The organism is Arthrobacter nitrophenolicus (assembly GCF_045833485.1).
Lineage (GTDB): Bacteria > Actinomycetota > Actinomycetes > Actinomycetales > Micrococcaceae > Arthrobacter > Arthrobacter nitrophenolicus.
In genome coordinates this window covers 4,194,112-4,208,837 of record NZ_CP174504.1, presented here as the reverse complement: position 1 = coordinate 4,208,837, position 14,726 = coordinate 4,194,112, and the positions used below count along the sequence as shown (strand labels likewise).

At 66.5% G+C, this 14,726-nt stretch carries 12 protein-coding genes and 2 tRNA genes; 13 read left to right on the top strand and 1 reads right to left on the bottom strand.

The features are described 5' to 3' along the window. Nucleotides 1-114 precede the first annotated feature (114 nt). From ACJJV6_RS19485 to ACJJV6_RS19455, 7 genes are all read left to right on the top strand, one after another. The gene (locus ACJJV6_RS19485) at nucleotides 115-2,910 is read left to right on the top strand and encodes an ABC transporter permease (RefSeq protein ID WP_407709603.1); all 2,796 of its coding nucleotides are present in this window, start codon (nucleotides 115-117) and stop codon (nucleotides 2,908-2,910) included. After that, nucleotides 2,907-3,662: an ABC transporter ATP-binding protein gene (locus ACJJV6_RS19480; protein WP_133346351.1), complete on the top strand. Its 756-nt coding sequence runs from the start codon at nucleotides 2,907-2,909 to the stop codon at nucleotides 3,660-3,662. The genes ACJJV6_RS19485 and ACJJV6_RS19480 overlap by 4 nt, the downstream gene beginning before the upstream one ends. Nucleotides 3,663-3,696: 34 nt before the next feature. Further along, complete coding sequence (metG, locus tag ACJJV6_RS19475) at nucleotides 3,697-5,256, top strand: methionine--tRNA ligase (RefSeq protein WP_407709602.1); 1,560 nt, start codon at nucleotides 3,697-3,699, stop codon at nucleotides 5,254-5,256. Nucleotides 5,257-5,515: 259 nt separating this feature from the next. Beyond that, the gene (locus ACJJV6_RS19470) at nucleotides 5,516-6,388 is read left to right on the top strand and encodes a hypothetical protein (protein WP_407709601.1); all 873 of its coding nucleotides are present in this window, start codon (nucleotides 5,516-5,518) and stop codon (nucleotides 6,386-6,388) included. A 92-nt stretch (nucleotides 6,389-6,480) separates the two neighbouring features. Beyond that, nucleotides 6,481-7,197: a class F sortase gene (locus ACJJV6_RS19465; RefSeq protein ID WP_407709600.1), complete on the top strand. Its 717-nt coding sequence runs from the start codon at nucleotides 6,481-6,483 to the stop codon at nucleotides 7,195-7,197. 46 nt (nucleotides 7,198-7,243) lie between these two features. Then, nucleotides 7,244-8,296, top strand: coding sequence for a 3-isopropylmalate dehydrogenase (locus tag ACJJV6_RS19460; RefSeq protein ID WP_407709599.1), 1,053 nt, complete (start codon nucleotides 7,244-7,246; stop codon nucleotides 8,294-8,296). 103 nt (nucleotides 8,297-8,399) lie between these two features. Next, nucleotides 8,400-9,512 (top strand): branched-chain amino acid aminotransferase, encoded by a 1,113-nt coding sequence (locus ACJJV6_RS19455; protein WP_009356545.1) that lies wholly within the window; start codon nucleotides 8,400-8,402, stop codon nucleotides 9,510-9,512. Nucleotides 9,513-9,588: 76 nt separating this feature from the next. Here the strand turns inward: ACJJV6_RS19455 and ACJJV6_RS19450 are convergent, their stop codons facing one another. Further along, on the bottom strand, nucleotides 9,589-10,182 hold the full coding sequence (locus ACJJV6_RS19450) for a hypothetical protein (RefSeq protein WP_407709598.1): 594 nt from the start codon (nucleotides 10,180-10,182) through the stop codon (nucleotides 9,589-9,591). A 143-nt stretch (nucleotides 10,183-10,325) separates the two neighbouring features. Here ACJJV6_RS19450 and ACJJV6_RS19445 point away from each other — a divergent pair, with 143 nt between their 5' ends. The 6 genes from ACJJV6_RS19445 (at nucleotide 10,326) to ACJJV6_RS19420 (ending at nucleotide 14,681) form a co-directional block, all read left to right on the top strand. Beyond that, entirely contained in the window at nucleotides 10,326-11,126 is an 801-nt protein-coding gene (locus tag ACJJV6_RS19445) for an MBL fold metallo-hydrolase (RefSeq protein ID WP_407709597.1), read from the top strand. A 61-nt stretch (nucleotides 11,127-11,187) separates the two neighbouring features. Further along, on the top strand, nucleotides 11,188-11,964 hold the full coding sequence (locus ACJJV6_RS19440) for a fumarylacetoacetate hydrolase family protein (protein WP_009356548.1): 777 nt from the start codon (nucleotides 11,188-11,190) through the stop codon (nucleotides 11,962-11,964). 77 nt (nucleotides 11,965-12,041) lie between these two features. Next, a complete protein-coding gene (gene gltX, locus ACJJV6_RS19435) occupies nucleotides 12,042-13,556 on the top strand; it encodes a glutamate--tRNA ligase (RefSeq protein WP_407709596.1) in 1,515 nt (504 codons plus the stop codon). Continuing rightward, nucleotides 13,556-14,335, top strand: a complete 780-nt coding sequence (locus ACJJV6_RS19430) for an HAD family hydrolase (protein ID WP_407709595.1) — start codon at nucleotides 13,556-13,558, stop codon at nucleotides 14,333-14,335. Before gltX ends, ACJJV6_RS19430 begins: the two co-directional genes overlap by 1 nt. A gap of 67 nt (nucleotides 14,336-14,402) precedes the next feature. After that, nucleotides 14,403-14,474: transfer RNA gene (locus ACJJV6_RS19425), tRNA-Gln, on the top strand. Between the two features lie 131 nt (nucleotides 14,475-14,605). Then, nucleotides 14,606-14,681 (top strand) — tRNA-Glu (locus tag ACJJV6_RS19420). Nucleotides 14,682-14,726: the final 45 nt, after the last annotated feature.

The window sequence follows — 14,726 nt, the reverse complement described above, 5'->3', positions numbered from 1 at the left end:
CTGGTTCAGGACCGGGCCGGCAGGCCGGCCATCACCTTTTGCACATCCGTCCGTAGTCGTCCATGTCCGCCGGGGGCACGGTGTGCGCACGCAATCCAGGTTTCAGGGAGTTCCATGAACGCCGTCCAGAGGTTCATCAGAAGCAAAGTGCTGCTGTTGACCGCTGCTATCTTGATCGCAGCCATGTGCTTGTCGGTCCTCGTCCAAAGCCAGTCCCAGGCCGCGCTCAACCGGACCGTGGATGAAAATTCCCGGGGCCTCTACGACGTCCTCGTCCAGGCCAAGGCGCCCGCCGGTGCCCTGCTGCAGCCGGAAATCGCCAACGGTACCGGCGGCATCAGCTTCGAGCAGCTGGAATCCATCAAGAAGCTGTCCGGGACCTCCGTGGCCGCACCCATCAGCCTGGTTTCCCGCGTGACCCAGAACCTCGAAGCGCCGCGCCTGGATGCCATGGACTACCTCGGCTACAACGCCGGCCTCGCCGGCACCGCGACGGCGGACCAGGCCGCCGGTGCCACGGCGCCGGACAAGTGGCCTGCCGCGGAGTCCGTCCTGAGTGACGAGAGCAAGAAATACCGGCTCACCGCCAGCGCGGTAAGCTCCGACGGCGTCTCCGAGCAGACCCTCTTCAAGTCCACGGCCGAGGGCACCCTGGGCAAGGCGAAACTTGTTGAGGAACAGGCCGCCGGCGGCAGCAGCATCCGGATCGCGGCCCCCGAGGGCGAAACGGGCATCAAGTTCCCCGCGCCCGCCGGAGGCTCCGAGCACAACCTGTTCAACCTGTCCGTGTCCCTGCCCCTGGCGCCCGAAGTCACGGAATCCGTGGTGGCAGTCGACCCCGCCGCGGAGCGCGCCCTGCTGGGCTCCGCCGGTGACTTCCTGGCGCCGCTGGAAAAGGCCCCGCCGGCCGACGCCCGCAACGCCGGTGCCATCGGCCGCTACTTCGAAGGCCTGTTCACCACCGGAATCGGCCTCGACCAGCTGGAGGAAGGACCGGACTTCCTGGGCGTCAAGCTCAAGTACTGGGCGCCGCTGATGACCCAGTACCAGCAGGCGAAGCGCAACGGCCAGCTCACCGCAGACTCCCAGGCGATTCCGCTGATCGTGCGCTCCGGCACCTCGCTGGACCTTAAGTACAACGTCAAGATCGAAGAGATCGACGAGTCCGGCAAGGTGGTCAAGGACGTCGGAACCGTCTCCCGGTCGCTGGACAAGGACTACCTGCCGTTCGTCTCCAAGGACCCGTTCGTCCTGTCCTGGCCGGGCTCCACCGACCACTCGTCGCTCCTGGGTGCCACCGGCAACTTCAACCAGGGTCTTTACACTCCCGCCACCTGGAGCACGGACTTTGCCGCCGCGCCGAAGTACACCGACGGCGAGGAGGCGGCCAACGGCGCCGTGGACAAGACCGCCGTTCCCGGCGAATGGGTCACCATCAACCGCCTGCCCGAAAAGAGCGCCAACGGCACGCCCGTGGACCAGACCCAGCGCGAGCCGGTGGACGAGCGGTCCTACCGCGAGAACCTGGCAACGGGTGAAAAGACGGCAGCCCCGCTGGCTATGGTCTACGGCACCTTCGACCCCGCAGCCGTGGCCGAGGCCGCCGGCGACGTCAACAAGCTTCCCTTGGGCGGCTACGATCCCACCCCCTTCACCCTGGTCAAGGACGCCGAAGGCAAGGACGTTCCTGCCACCGAGCTTGAGCCCTCGCTGAGCGCCACCGGTCTCGCCAGCCAGTCGGCGGGCGCGATCACCGACTACTACGGGCTCGCCGCTGCCCGCGGCTACACGGACAACGCCGACGTGATCGACGCCGTGCGCGTCCGCGCCAAGGCACCGGGAAGCTGGAAGGAAGCCCAGCCGGAGGTGGAGAAGCTCGCCGCCGAGATCCGGGACATGGGCCTGGAAGCCACCATCGTGGCCGGCTCCGCCCGTGAGGACGCCAGCATCTTCGTGCCCGGCTATTCCAAGGACGACGCCGGCAAGGAGTCCGCGCTGGGCACTGTCCAGCAGTCGTGGGTGCGGCAGAACGCGGCCGAGGCCGTGACGGGATCGCTCTCCGGAACCAACGTGACCCTGCTCTTCCTGACCCTGTGCGGCGCGGCCCTGCTGACAGGGGCGTCCACCGTGAGCTACATCCGGAAGCGGCGCAGCGAAGCCGGAACCCTCCGGGCCATGGGCTGGACCCAGCGGCGGATCCGCAGCTGGGTGCTGGAGGAATTCGGCGTGGGCGCAGTGTTGCTGGCCGTGGCCGGCCTCGTCCTGAGCCTGGTCAGCTGGAGCATCGCCACTGCCCTGGTGTGCGTGGCTGTCCTGCTGCTGTATATCGGCGCCGCGTTCTTCGCAGCGCAGCAGCTGCGCCACCGCGACGTGATCGACCAGGAGCCGCAGCACGACGAGCGGCTTATTCCGGTGGATTCGCCGCTAACGTTTGCCAACCGCCAGCTGGGCACCAACAAGTTCAACACACTGGCCCTGGCCGTGGCCGTCGGTGTTTTCGGCGCCGCCGTGGGCGGCCTGATCGCCCTGCTGATCGACATTCCCCGGGCAGCCGGGGCGAGCGCCCTGAGCGGGTTGGCCGCCGCCAGCGTGGCCCTGCCCAGCATCCTCCTGGCGCTGGCCGGCGTGGTGGTCGGCCTGGTGCTGACCCTTGTGACCGGAAGGTTCGAGCTGAATGCCAAGCGGCAGTACCTGAGCATCCTCGAGGCCATGGGCTGGAACCCTGACATGCTCCGCCAGGTCCGCCTGTTCGAAAACGCGCTGGTGGGAACCGTGGCCCTGCCCCTGGGCGTGCTGGGCGCCCTGGGCATCGGCCTCCTGCTGGCACCCTATGCCGCACTGTGGGCAGGCGTCGCCGGCCTCGTGGCTGTACTTTGCTGGATACCTATTGCAACGAAAGTGGTCCAATGACAAACCCGACCAATGTCCAGCGGAGCCGCAGGAGCGGCTCCGGCGAGGTTCCCCTGCAGACCCGCGCGAACACCATCGTCAAGGCGGCTGACCACGCCACCCCGCTGGAATTGAGCGACATCACCATCCGCTACGGCGGCGGCAAGGGCGGTGCCGAGGCCGTCAGTGTGGTGGAGGGCTTCGACCTGACGCTGCACGCCGGCGAGATGCACTGCGTGGCCGGCCGAAGCGGCTCCGGCAAGACAAGCATCCTCACCGTCGGCGCAGGACTGACGCTGCCGACGTCGGGCCGCGTCTTTTGGGAAGGCGATTCCCTGGAGAGCATGGGCGACGACGAAATCGCCGACCGCCGTCGTGCCCTCATCGGCTATGTCGACCAGGGCGGCGCCCTGATCGACGGCATGAGCGCCCTCGAGAACGTCCTCCTGCCTGCCGTTCCCGACGGCGAAGTGGACCAGCGGCGGGACATGGCCAAGGACCTCCTGGACCTGGTGGGCCTCGGCCGCCGCATGCGCCACCGGCCGGCGCAGCTGTCCGGCGGTGAACGCCAGCGCGTCGCCATCGCCCGCGCGCTGATCCTGGGAACCCGGGTCCTGGTGGTGGACGAACCCACCGCAAGCCTGGACCGCGCCTCGGCCAACCGCATCATCAGCATCCTGAAAGACACTACTAACGACGGCATTGCCGTGCTGGTTGCGTCACACGACCACGAACTGGTCCGGCTCAGCGATACCCTGACTGAACTGATCTAGCCTGTCCCTCCGCACCGAAGGTAACCGTCCGCACGTGACTGCTTCAGAGAAGACGCCGTTCTACATCACCACGGCCATCACCTACCCCAACGGCGTGCCGCACATCGGCCACGCCTACGAGTACATCGCCACCGACGCCATGGCCCGGTTCAAGCGGCTGGACGGCTATGACGTGATGTTCCTGACCGGCACGGACGAGCACGGCATGAAGATCGCCCAGGCCGCCGAAAAGGAAGGCATCACCCCCAAGGAGCTGGTGGACCGGAACGCCGAGGTGTACAAGGCGGCGCACGCCGCCCTCGGCATCACCTACGACCGCTTCATCCGGACCACGGATGCCGACCACTACGCGGCCTCGCAGGCGATCTGGAAAAAGATGGAAGCCAAGGGCGACATCTACCTGTCCAAGTACGAGGGCTGGTACTCCGTGCGGGACGAGGCCTTCTACGGCGAGGACGACACCGTGGTCAAGGACGACGGCGTGCGCTACTCGAAGGAAACGGACACCGAGGTGACCTGGACGGCCGAGGAGAGCTACTTCTTCCGGCTGTCCGCCTACCAGGACAAGCTGCTGGCTCTCTACGAATCCCACCCGGAGTTCGGTGCGCCGCAGTACCGGTTCAACGAAGTGATCAGCTTCGTCCGGCGCGGCCTGGAGGACCTGTCCATCAGCCGCACCACGTTCGACTGGGGCGTTCCGGTTCCCGGCAACGACAAGCACGTCATGTACGTCTGGGTGGACGCGCTGACGAACTACCTGACGGGCGTGGGCTACCCGGATGTCGAGTCGGAGAAGTTCCGCAGGTTCTGGCCTGCGGACGTCCACATCATCGGCAAGGACATCTCCCGTTTCCACGCCATCTACTGGCCGGCCTTCCTCATGAGCGCCGGCCTGGAGTTGCCCAAGCGGGTAATGATCCACGGCTTCCTGCACAACAACGGCGTGAAGATGTCCAAGTCGCTCGGCAACGTGGTGGCTCCGGCCGACTTCGTGGCGCAGTACGGCCTGGACCAGGTGCGGTTCTTCTTCCTCCGCGAAGTCCCCTTCGGCGCCGACGGAAGCTACAACCACGAGGCCATCGTGGGCAGGATGAACTCGGACCTCGCCAACAACTTCGGCAACCTTGCGCAGCGGTCGCTCTCCATGGTGGCCAAGAACTGCGGCGGCGCCGTTCCCGTACCGGGGGAGTTCACTGCAGCCGACGCGGCCATCCTCGCGCAGGCCGGTGGGCTCCTGGAGACTGCCCGGGCCGCATTCGAAAAGCAGGAATTCAGCCGGGCCCTCGAAGCCATCTGGGTGGTCCTGGGTGACACCAACGCGTACTTCGCCGAGCAGGCGCCCTGGGTCCTCCGGAAGACCGACGTCGGACGCATGAACACCGTGCTCTACGTGACGCTCGAGGTGCTCCGGATCGTGGCCATCCTGGCCCAGCCGGTGATGCCCGGAGCCACGGGGAAGCTCCTGGAAAGCCTGGGCCAGCCCGACGGCGAGGCCCGGCTGTTCTCGGCGATCGCCACTCCGATCACCCCCGGGACTGCCCTCCCGGCACCGTCACCGGTATTCCCCAAGTACGAGGAACCCGCCGGCGCCTGACAGCTGCTTCCCGGGCCGGCCTGGCCGGCCCGGGGGACCCGGCCACGAAACAAGTAGTGGCCCATTTTTATATGAGTACCGGCTACTGGAGATTCGCCGGAGTACTCAACATAGCCTTTTCCTGTTAGCAAACTGATGATTCGCATCTGGGAGAACCGTCGCCTCGATGCCGTCTGTTTGCCTTTTTTATGTCGTCACCCGGGGCGCCGTTTTTCCTGCACGTTCGTCAGTTTGAAGCAGACGAAGGACGGAGACGGAAATGAAACGGATCCTTGCCGCGCTGGGGGTCACAAGCCTCGCACTGTTTGGTGCATCAGCCACGGCCAACGCCACAGGCGGAGCATCGGGTGACAACGAAAAAATCACCATTTGCCACGCCACAGGCTCGGAAACAAACCCGTACGTGCCAATCACCATCGACCTCAACGGGCTGAACGGCCACGTGGGCCACCAGCATGACGAGGACATTATTCCCGCCAACAACGGGAAGGTCCTCCCCGGCGGCCAGAACCTGGACAAGGTGGACTGGTGGAACGCCGGCTGCACCAAGCCCGGAGGGGCGGTAACGCCCACGCCAAAACCCACCCACCCGCACGATGACAATGGCAAGAAGATCAGCATCTGCCATGCCACGGGATCGGAAACCAACCCCTACGTGGTGATCACCATTGCCCTCCAAGGCCTCAACGGACACGCAGGCGCCCACCACCAGCACGCTGAGGACATCATCCCGCCGAATGACGGAAAAGTGATGCCCGCAGGCCAGAACTGGACCGCCGAGGGCCAGGCAACCTGGAACAACGACTGCGTCCCCGTAAAGGTGCCGCCGACTACACCGCCGACGACCCCGCCGACAGTGCCGCCAACAGTCACGCCGACAACCCCGCCCACCGGAGCGGTTGTCCCCGCACCGAAGCCCAGTGGCGCAGCAGTTGGTAAGCCGGCAGGCGGAGCAGGCGCAGTGACCGCCAACAACCAGGGCTTCAATGTGCAGACCGCCGTGGCCGGGAACCAGGAACCCGGAATTGCCCCGTGGCTCGGCGGCGCGGCAGCACTGCTGCTGGCCGGCGCAGCCATTGCGGCCCGGAAGTCGCTGGCAGGCGGCGGAACCCAGGGCAGGCATCACCAGTAAGTCCCCGGCTGCCGCTTCCGCGGCAACCGGCTGAACAAGCGCAGGGCGCCGTGCCGGCACGTGGGCACGGCGCCCTCCGCGCGGGGAGCCGTATGCACGAACCATCCTCGACAGAACCGGAAGCAGACAGCGCCGCCCACCGCCACCGGACGGACGGGCAGCTGGGGCGCCTGCGCCTCCTCGCCGGTGCGCTCCTGCTGGCCGGGCTGGCATGCCTGGTGCTGTTCCTGCCCTCCCTGGCCGGACGGGATGGAAACACTTCCCTTCCGGAGGTTTCCGCTCCTGCGGCCACAACAGCGGCGGTGGCCACGGCCCCGGCACCTTCCAGCGCCGCACCAGCACCTGCCACCAGCCCGACTCCCGAGGGGCCGGCGGCTGCAGCACCCCAACACCTGGCCTACCCGGCGGCGGGGATCGATGTGGTGGTCCACCCCCTCGACCCGAGTGCTGAGGACCAGGAACGCCGGACCATCATTCCGCCGTCCACGAAGGACGGCTACTGGCTCACGCCCTACGGCACCCCCGGTGCCGGCTCCGCAAACACCACCTACATCGTGGGCCACAGCTGGCAGGACCAGGACGCGCCCTTCAACCACCTCAGCACCAGGGCCGCTGCCGGAGACCTGCTGACGGTCACCACCTCAACCGGCCAGCTGGCCTACCGGGTGGAATCTGTCACCACCTACGAAAAGTCCAGCCTGAAGGACAGTCCCATCTGGGCCGTCGCACCCAACACGGTGGTGCTCATTTCCTGTTATACGGACGACCTGTGGGGGACGAACGTGGTGGTCGTGGCAACGCCCGCATAATGAGACGGCTTGACCACGATATGGATCGCTTGGCTACCCTGAAACTATGAGCGCATCCTCCATCGATCTGGCAGTTATCCCCGGCGACGGTATTGGCCCGGAGGTCATTGCCGAGGCAGTCAAAGTCCTGGAAAAAGCTGTCGCAGCCGAAGGGGTGGAGCTCAAGCAGACCCACTACAAGCTCGGCGCGGAGCACTGGCTGGCAACGGGGGAGACCCTTCCGGACGAGGTCCTCGAGGACCTGCGGACCCGGGACGCCATCCTCTTCGGCGCCGTGGGTGCAGCCCCCGGCGATACCCGGATCCCGTCGGGCATCATCGAGCGCGAGATGCTGCTGAAGCTCCGCTTCAGCCTGGACCACTACGTCAACCTGCGGCCGTCACGGCTGTACGGCACGGTGGGCAGCCCGCTGGCCAATCCGGGCACCATCGACTTCATCGTTGTCCGTGAAGGTACCGAGGGCCCTTATGTGGGCAACGGCGGAAGCCTCCGGGCGGGCACCCCCCATGAGGTGGCAACCGAAGTTTCACTGAACACCGCCCACGGCGTGGAGCGCGTGGTGCGGGACGCCTTCCGGCGTGCAAGTGCCCGGGAGCGCAAGCACGTCACCCTGGTCCACAAGCACAATGTCCTGGTCTACGCAGGCCACCTATGGAAGCGGACTGTCGAGGCCGTGGCCGCGGAGTTCCCGGAGGTCACGCACGACTACCTGCACGTGGATGCAGCCACCATTTTCATGGTCACGGACCCGTCCCGCTTTGACGTGATCGTCACGGACAACCTCTTCGGCGACATCCTGACCGACCTGGCTGCCGCCATCACCGGGGGCATCGGGCTGGCGGCATCCGGCAATATCAACATGGACCGCACCGCCCCGTCCATGTTCGAGCCGGTCCACGGCTCCGCGCCGGACATCGCCGGCCAGGGCAAAGCGGACCCCACCGCCGCCATCCTGTCCGCCGCCCTGCTCCTGGACCACCTCGGCTTCACCGCGGCGTCACGCAGGATCGAAGCGGCAGTGGTTGCCGACGTCGAAAAGCGCGACGGCGGTGCCCGCAGCACCAGTGCGATCGGCGACGCGATCGCGGCCGGACTCTGACCCCGCGCCGGGGCCTCCGGCATCGGGCGTAAGCTTGTCTCGAATCACCAAATGCCGCCCTCGCGTTCAGCGCTGAACCCGGGCGGCCGATCGTGGAGGAACCATGACCCAGACTGCCCACGGCGTCGAATTCAGCCGGCAGCTATCGGCCAACCCGAAGTCTGCTGAAGAGCGTGCAGCCATCCTGGCGAACCCGGGATTCGGCAACCACTTCACCGACCACACCGCCATCGTGGACTACAGCGTCGACGAGAACGGTAAAGGCGGATGGCACAATCCCCGGGTGGAGGCCTATGGGCCCATCTCCCTGGACCCGTCCGCGGCCGTGCTGCATTACGGGCAGGAAATTTTCGAAGGGCTCAAGGCCTACCGCCACGCCGACGGTTCGGTGTGGACCTTCCGTCCGGAAGCCAACGCCGCCCGCCTCAACAAGTCGGCCCGCAGGCTGGCGCTGCCTGAATTGCCTGCCGAATACTTCCTCGGCGCCATCCGCGAACTGGTGACCGTCGACAAGGAATGGGTTCCGGACGGTGACGGCGAGTCCCTGTACCTGCGGCCGTTCATGATCGCCACCGAGGCATTCCTGGGCGTCCGGGCTGCGCGCGAAGTCTCTTTCCGGGTCATTGCCTCACCGGCAGGCAACTACTTCGGCGGCGAGCTCAAGCCGGTGTCCATCTGGATTTCCAGGGAGTACGCGCGGGCCGGCCGCGGCGGCACCGGTGCGGCCAAGTGCGGCGGCAACTACGCTGCTTCGCTCATTGCGCAGCAGGAAGCCGAAGCGAACGGCTGCAAGCAGGTCCTGTTCCTCGACCAGTTCAATGACAACGCGGTGGAAGAGCTGGGCGGCATGAATGTGTTCTTCGTCATGAAGGACGGCTCACTGGCCACCCCCGCGCTCACCGGCACCATCCTGGAAGGCGTCACCCGCATGTCCGTCATCCAGGTGGCCAAGGACATGGGCCGGGAAGTCGCCGAGCGCAAGATCACCCTGGATGAGTGGCGCGACGGCGTTGCCTCCGGCGAGATCACCGAGGTTTTCGCCTGCGGTACTGCCGCCGTCATCACCCCGATCGGTGTCCTCAAGGACGCCACGGAATTCATTGGATCCGAGGACGCCAAGGCGGGGGAGACCACCATGGCCATCCGCGAACGGCTGCTCGGCATCCAGACCGGCACGTCCCCGGACACCCACGGCTGGCTGACCCGCCTGGCTTGAGCCGGGGCTTATCGCCAAACAACGACGGCGCCTGCGGGGCTTCTGCCCGGCAGGCGCCGTTTTGCGGGTGGACAGGTCAGCGGCGGGCGGCTTTCCTGGCGGCGTTCTTCAGCGCCTTCCGCGAAACCGGCTTCAGCGCCTTCCGGGCCGCTTCTTCCGCGATGGCCTGGTTGCGGCGGGCATCAATGATGTCGTTCCACAGGGTCGTGGCGAAGACGCCCCCGTCCTGGGCGTAGACATCGTAGGGGTAGCCCGCAAAGACGTGCGGCGTCGAGTTGCCGGCGGGTAGATCCTTGCCTGCTGCCTTCGCGGCGGCGTCGCCCACGGCCCACGTCCGGGTCAGGTGGCGGGTGAGGTTCTCCTGGACAAAGATGCTTGCGTCGCTGGCCTCGGCGGCGCGCCTGAGGAGACCCTCCAGGTCTCCAGCCAGGATGCCGGCTGCCCGTTCCTCCACGGTTGCCGGATCTCCCGCCAGGTCCTTTTCCGCTCCTTCCACCGCCGTACTCCAGTCGGCGGTCTCACGGAACTTCCGCCACGTGGGAAACCAGACAATGCTGCCCGTCGCGTGGTTGTGGATGTGCAGGAGCCCGCTGTTCTTCTCTGTTGCGGCATGGTCATGACCGGCCGAGTCCGCTTCGGCGAGGAGGTCTGCAAGCGTGATGGTGCTCATGGTGTGGTTCCGGCTTCCTGGAGGCAACGAGTGGGTTCACCCGTGGTCAACCCGGGCACCCCGCCGTTCTATTCCGGAGCCTATTCCGGGAAGCTATTCCAGGAAGCAGGCGGCGGTGGTCCGGCAGCGGATGCAAAGATGGGATGGTGACGTCAGCCTCCGGTTCCATCCTGCAGCGCAGCTCCGCCCTGACCCAATACATCCTGGCCCCCAATCCCGGCCCCATGAGCCTGGAGGGGACCAACTCCTACATCGTGCGGGCCACCGGCCGTCCCGGTGCAGTTGTGGTGGACCCAGGCCCCCTCGACGACGGCCACCTGCGCGCGCTGGCCGCCGCCGGCCCGGTGGAACTCATCCTCGTAACCCACCGCCATGCGGACCACACGGCAGGATCTGCCCGCCTGCATGAACTGACGGGCGCCCCCGTCCGGGCGGCGGACCCCGCACACTGCCACGGCGGCGGTGAACCCCTGCACGCCGGGGTGATCCGCGCCGCGGGGCTCGAGATCAACGTGCTGCCCACGCCCGGCCATACGTCCGATTCGCTGTGCTTCCACCTTCCGGAGGACGGCCCCGGCGGTTCGGTCCTGACCGGAGACACCATCCTGGGCAGGGGCACCACCATGCTGGACTTCCCGGACGGCACGCTGGGGGACTACCTCGGAACTTTGGACAGGCTCGAGGCCCTGGGCCCGGCCACTGTCCTCCCGGCACACGGGCCCGTGCTGCCCTCCGTGGAGTCGATCGCACGCGACTACCGGCTGCACCGGCAGGAGAGGCTCGGCCAGATCCGCGCGGCGCTGGAACAACTCGGCCGGGACGCATCCGTGGGTGAGGTGGCAGACGCCGTCTATGCCGACGTCGTGCCCTCCGTCCGGCGGGCAGCCGAAATGTCCGTCGCCGCCCAGCTGCATTACCTGCGGGAAGAAGCCGGACGGCTTTAAGCCTGGCGAGGGCCGGCGGCCCGGCACGGACCGGCCGGCGCGGAACGGTAGGGTAGGACCCATGCGTATTGCCAGGTTTGTTGTCGATTCTGATCCCCTTTACGGTGTTGTTGAAGGCGGGCCGGGCAGTGAGGAAGTCACTGTCATCCATGGAGACCCCTTCTTCAACGGCGTGGAGCGCACGTCCGTCCGCCACAAGCTGGAGGATGTCCGGCTGCTGGCCCCCATCATCCCCCGCAGCAAGGTCATCGGTGTGGGGCGCAACTACGTGGAGCATGCGCGCGAGCTTGGCAATGAGGTGCCGGCGCAGCCGCTCCTTTTCCTGAAGCCCAACACGGCCGTCGTGGGTCCCAACGATCCCGTGGTCCTTCCGGAGTTCTCTGAGGAAGTCTCCTTCGAGGCCGAACTGTGCGTGGTCATCGGCCGGATCTGCAAGGACGTTCCCGAGGACCGTGTGGATGATGTCATCTTCGGCTACACCTGCGGCAACGACCTCACGGCCCGTGACGTCCAGAAGACCGACCTGCAGTGGACCCGGGCCAAGGGTTTTGACACCTCGGCGCCACTCGGCCCGTGGATCGAGACAGACCTCGATCCCGAGGACCTGCAGATCCAGGGGCGGCTGAACGGCGAGGTGCGCCAGGACGGCAGCACCAGCCAGATGATCCGGGGCGTGCGGGAACTGGTCTCCGTGGTGTCACAGGCCTTCACCCTCCTGCCGGGCGATGTCATCATGACGGGAACCCCCGCCGGCGTGGGCCTGGTGAATGCAGGCGACCGCTTCGAGGTGGAGATCGAGGGGATCGGGCGCCTGTCCAATCCGATCGTCCGCCGCTGACTCCGGCGGACGGCCGCCGCCGGCATCCGGTGCCGCCGCGCCGGGCGGCGGCGGCAGACGGTAAAGTTGGAGCCACTATGACTACTCCTTCTGCGTCCCCTGCTGCCTCCCTGCCATCCGTTTCAGCCGATACACCCGTGCGCGTCCGGTTCTGCCCCTCGCCCACCGGCACCCCGCACGTCGGCCTGATCCGGACGGCGCTCTTCAACTGGGCCCATGCCAAGCACACCAAGGGAACGTTTGTCTTCCGCATCGAGGACACCGACGCCGCACGCGACTCGGAGGAAAGCTACCAGCAGCTGCTGGAGGCGCTGAAGTGGCTGGGCATCACCTGGGAAGAAGGCGTGGAAGTCGGCGGACCGCACGAACCCTACCGGCAGTCGCAGCGCCTGGACCTCTACAAGGACGTCGTAGCCAAGCTGATCGCGGGCGGTTACGCCTATGAGTGCTACTCGTCCCCTGAGGAAGTGGAGGCACGCCACCGGGCTGCGGGACGCGATCCCAAGCTCGGCTACGACAACTTCGATCGGGAGCTCACCGAGGAGCAGGTGGCGGCGTTCAAGGCGGAAGGCCGCCAGCCCGTGCTGCGGGTCCGGATGCCCGACGAGGACGTCACCTTCACCGACCTGGTACGCGGCGAAATCACTTTCAAGGCCGGCAGCATCCCGGACTATGTGATCGTGCGCGCCGACGGCTCACCCCTGTACACCCTGGTGAATCCTGTCGACGACGCACTCATGGGCATCACGCACGTGCTGCGCGGGGAGGACCTGCTCTCGTCCACCCCCCGGCAGGTGGTCCTCATCCGGGCCCTGATGGACCTGGGCGTGGCCAGCTACATGCCCGAATTCGGCCACCTGCCGTACGTCATGGGTGAAGGCAACAAGAAGCTGTCCAAGCGGGACCCGCAGTCCAACCTGTTCCTCCTGCGTGACCGCGGCTTCATCCCCGAAGGCCTCCTCAACTACCTCTCGCTGCTGGGCTGGAGCCTGTCCGCGGACGAGGACATTTTCACCGTGGACCAGCTCATCGAGCACTTCGACGTGCATGACGTCCTGGCCAACCCGGCACGCTTCGACATCAAGAAGGCCGAAGCCATCAACGGCACCCACATCCGGATGCTCGCACCGGAAGACTTCCGGGACCGGCTGGTGCCCTACCTGCGGAACGCGGGATACCTGGGGGAACAGCTCACGGAACGGCAGGAGCAGATCCTTACCGACGCGGCGCCCCTGATCCAGGAACGCATTGCCCTGCTGGGCGAGGCGCCGGACATGCTGGGGTTCCTCTTCAAGGCCGATGACGCCATCGACATCGCCGATGACGCCCGCAAGGGACTGCCGCAGAACCTCGAGGAAGTCCTCGACGCAGCCATCGCCGCGCTCGAACCCGTGGAGGAATGGACGCCGGACACTATCCAGGCTGCACTCAAGCAGGCACTCGTGGAGGACCTCGGCATCAAGCCGCGGCTGGCCTTTGGCCCGGTCCGCACGGCCGTGTCCGGCCGCCGGATCTCGCCCCCTCTGTTCGAATCCATGGTGATCCTGGGCAAGGAATCCTCCCTGCGCCGGCTCCGGACCTTCCGCGCCTGATGACTGCTCCCGGCAAGGCGCGCAGCGGCGTCCTGGAGACACCCTTCGGGGCGGTCCGCGGTGTCCTCTTCGATATCGACGACACCCTGGTGGACCTCGAATACTCGATGACCACTGCCTTGCGGGAGGTCAGCGAACATCTCCTGCCCGGCCTGGACCAGGCCGGGTGGGAGCGGTTCGGGCGCATCTTCACCCACGAGACCACGCACTACTACGACCAGTACCTCGCCGGCGAAGTGACGTTCAACGAACAGCGCCTGCTCCGCGGCCGCGCTGCCCTGGGGCACTTCGGGGTTGAACTGGCCGACGGCGAGGAATCGCACCGGTGGCTCAGCGCCTACATGGAGCGCCAGCCTGCCTACGTCAAGCCTTTCCCGGACGTCCTGCCGCTGCTGGATGTCCTGGACGGCGCAGGCATCCCCTACGGCGCGGTCAGCAACAACGTCCACGACTACCAGCGGGCCAAGCTGGACAGCGCCGGACTGGAACGCGTCACGCACCTGGTGGGCACCGACACGCTCGGCGTCGCCAAACCCAATCCAGCCATGTACCTCGAGGGCGTTCGGCTGCTGGGCACCGCCGCCTCCGAAACGCTCTACGTGGGCGATAACCGGCTGCTGGACGCCGAGGGTTCCACCGCAGCCGGGCTGCTGGGCGTGTGGCTGAACCGGACGGGTGAGCCGGTGACAGGGTTCGACGGCCACATGGTTGCCTCGCTCGATGGGCTGGTAAGGCACGTCACACCCGGCCGATTTGTGCGGGCTGAAAGTCTCGGGTAGAGTATTTTCTCGTGCTGAGGCGCACGGAGCGGGGTGAAAGCCCTGACAACCGGCCCGAAAGTGCCATTGGGATATGGTGTAATTGGCAACACTACGGTTTCTGGTACCGTCATTCTAGGTTCGAGTCCTGGTATCCCAGCTCTGGTTTGAGCACCGGTTTTCCGGTCTCGGGACAGAAAAGTTCCAAACGGTCCGCCGATTTGGAACACGAGCGAAGTGTATGAAACAATCACTGAGCTTGACCAGCGGAAACGCTGGCAGGAAGTACGCGGCCCCATCGTATAGCGGCCTAGTACGCCGCCCTCTCACGGCGGTAACGCGGGTTCGAATCCCGCTGGGGTCACCAACGAAATGGTCCCGGGCAGAAGCCCGGGACCATTTTTCTTTGTCC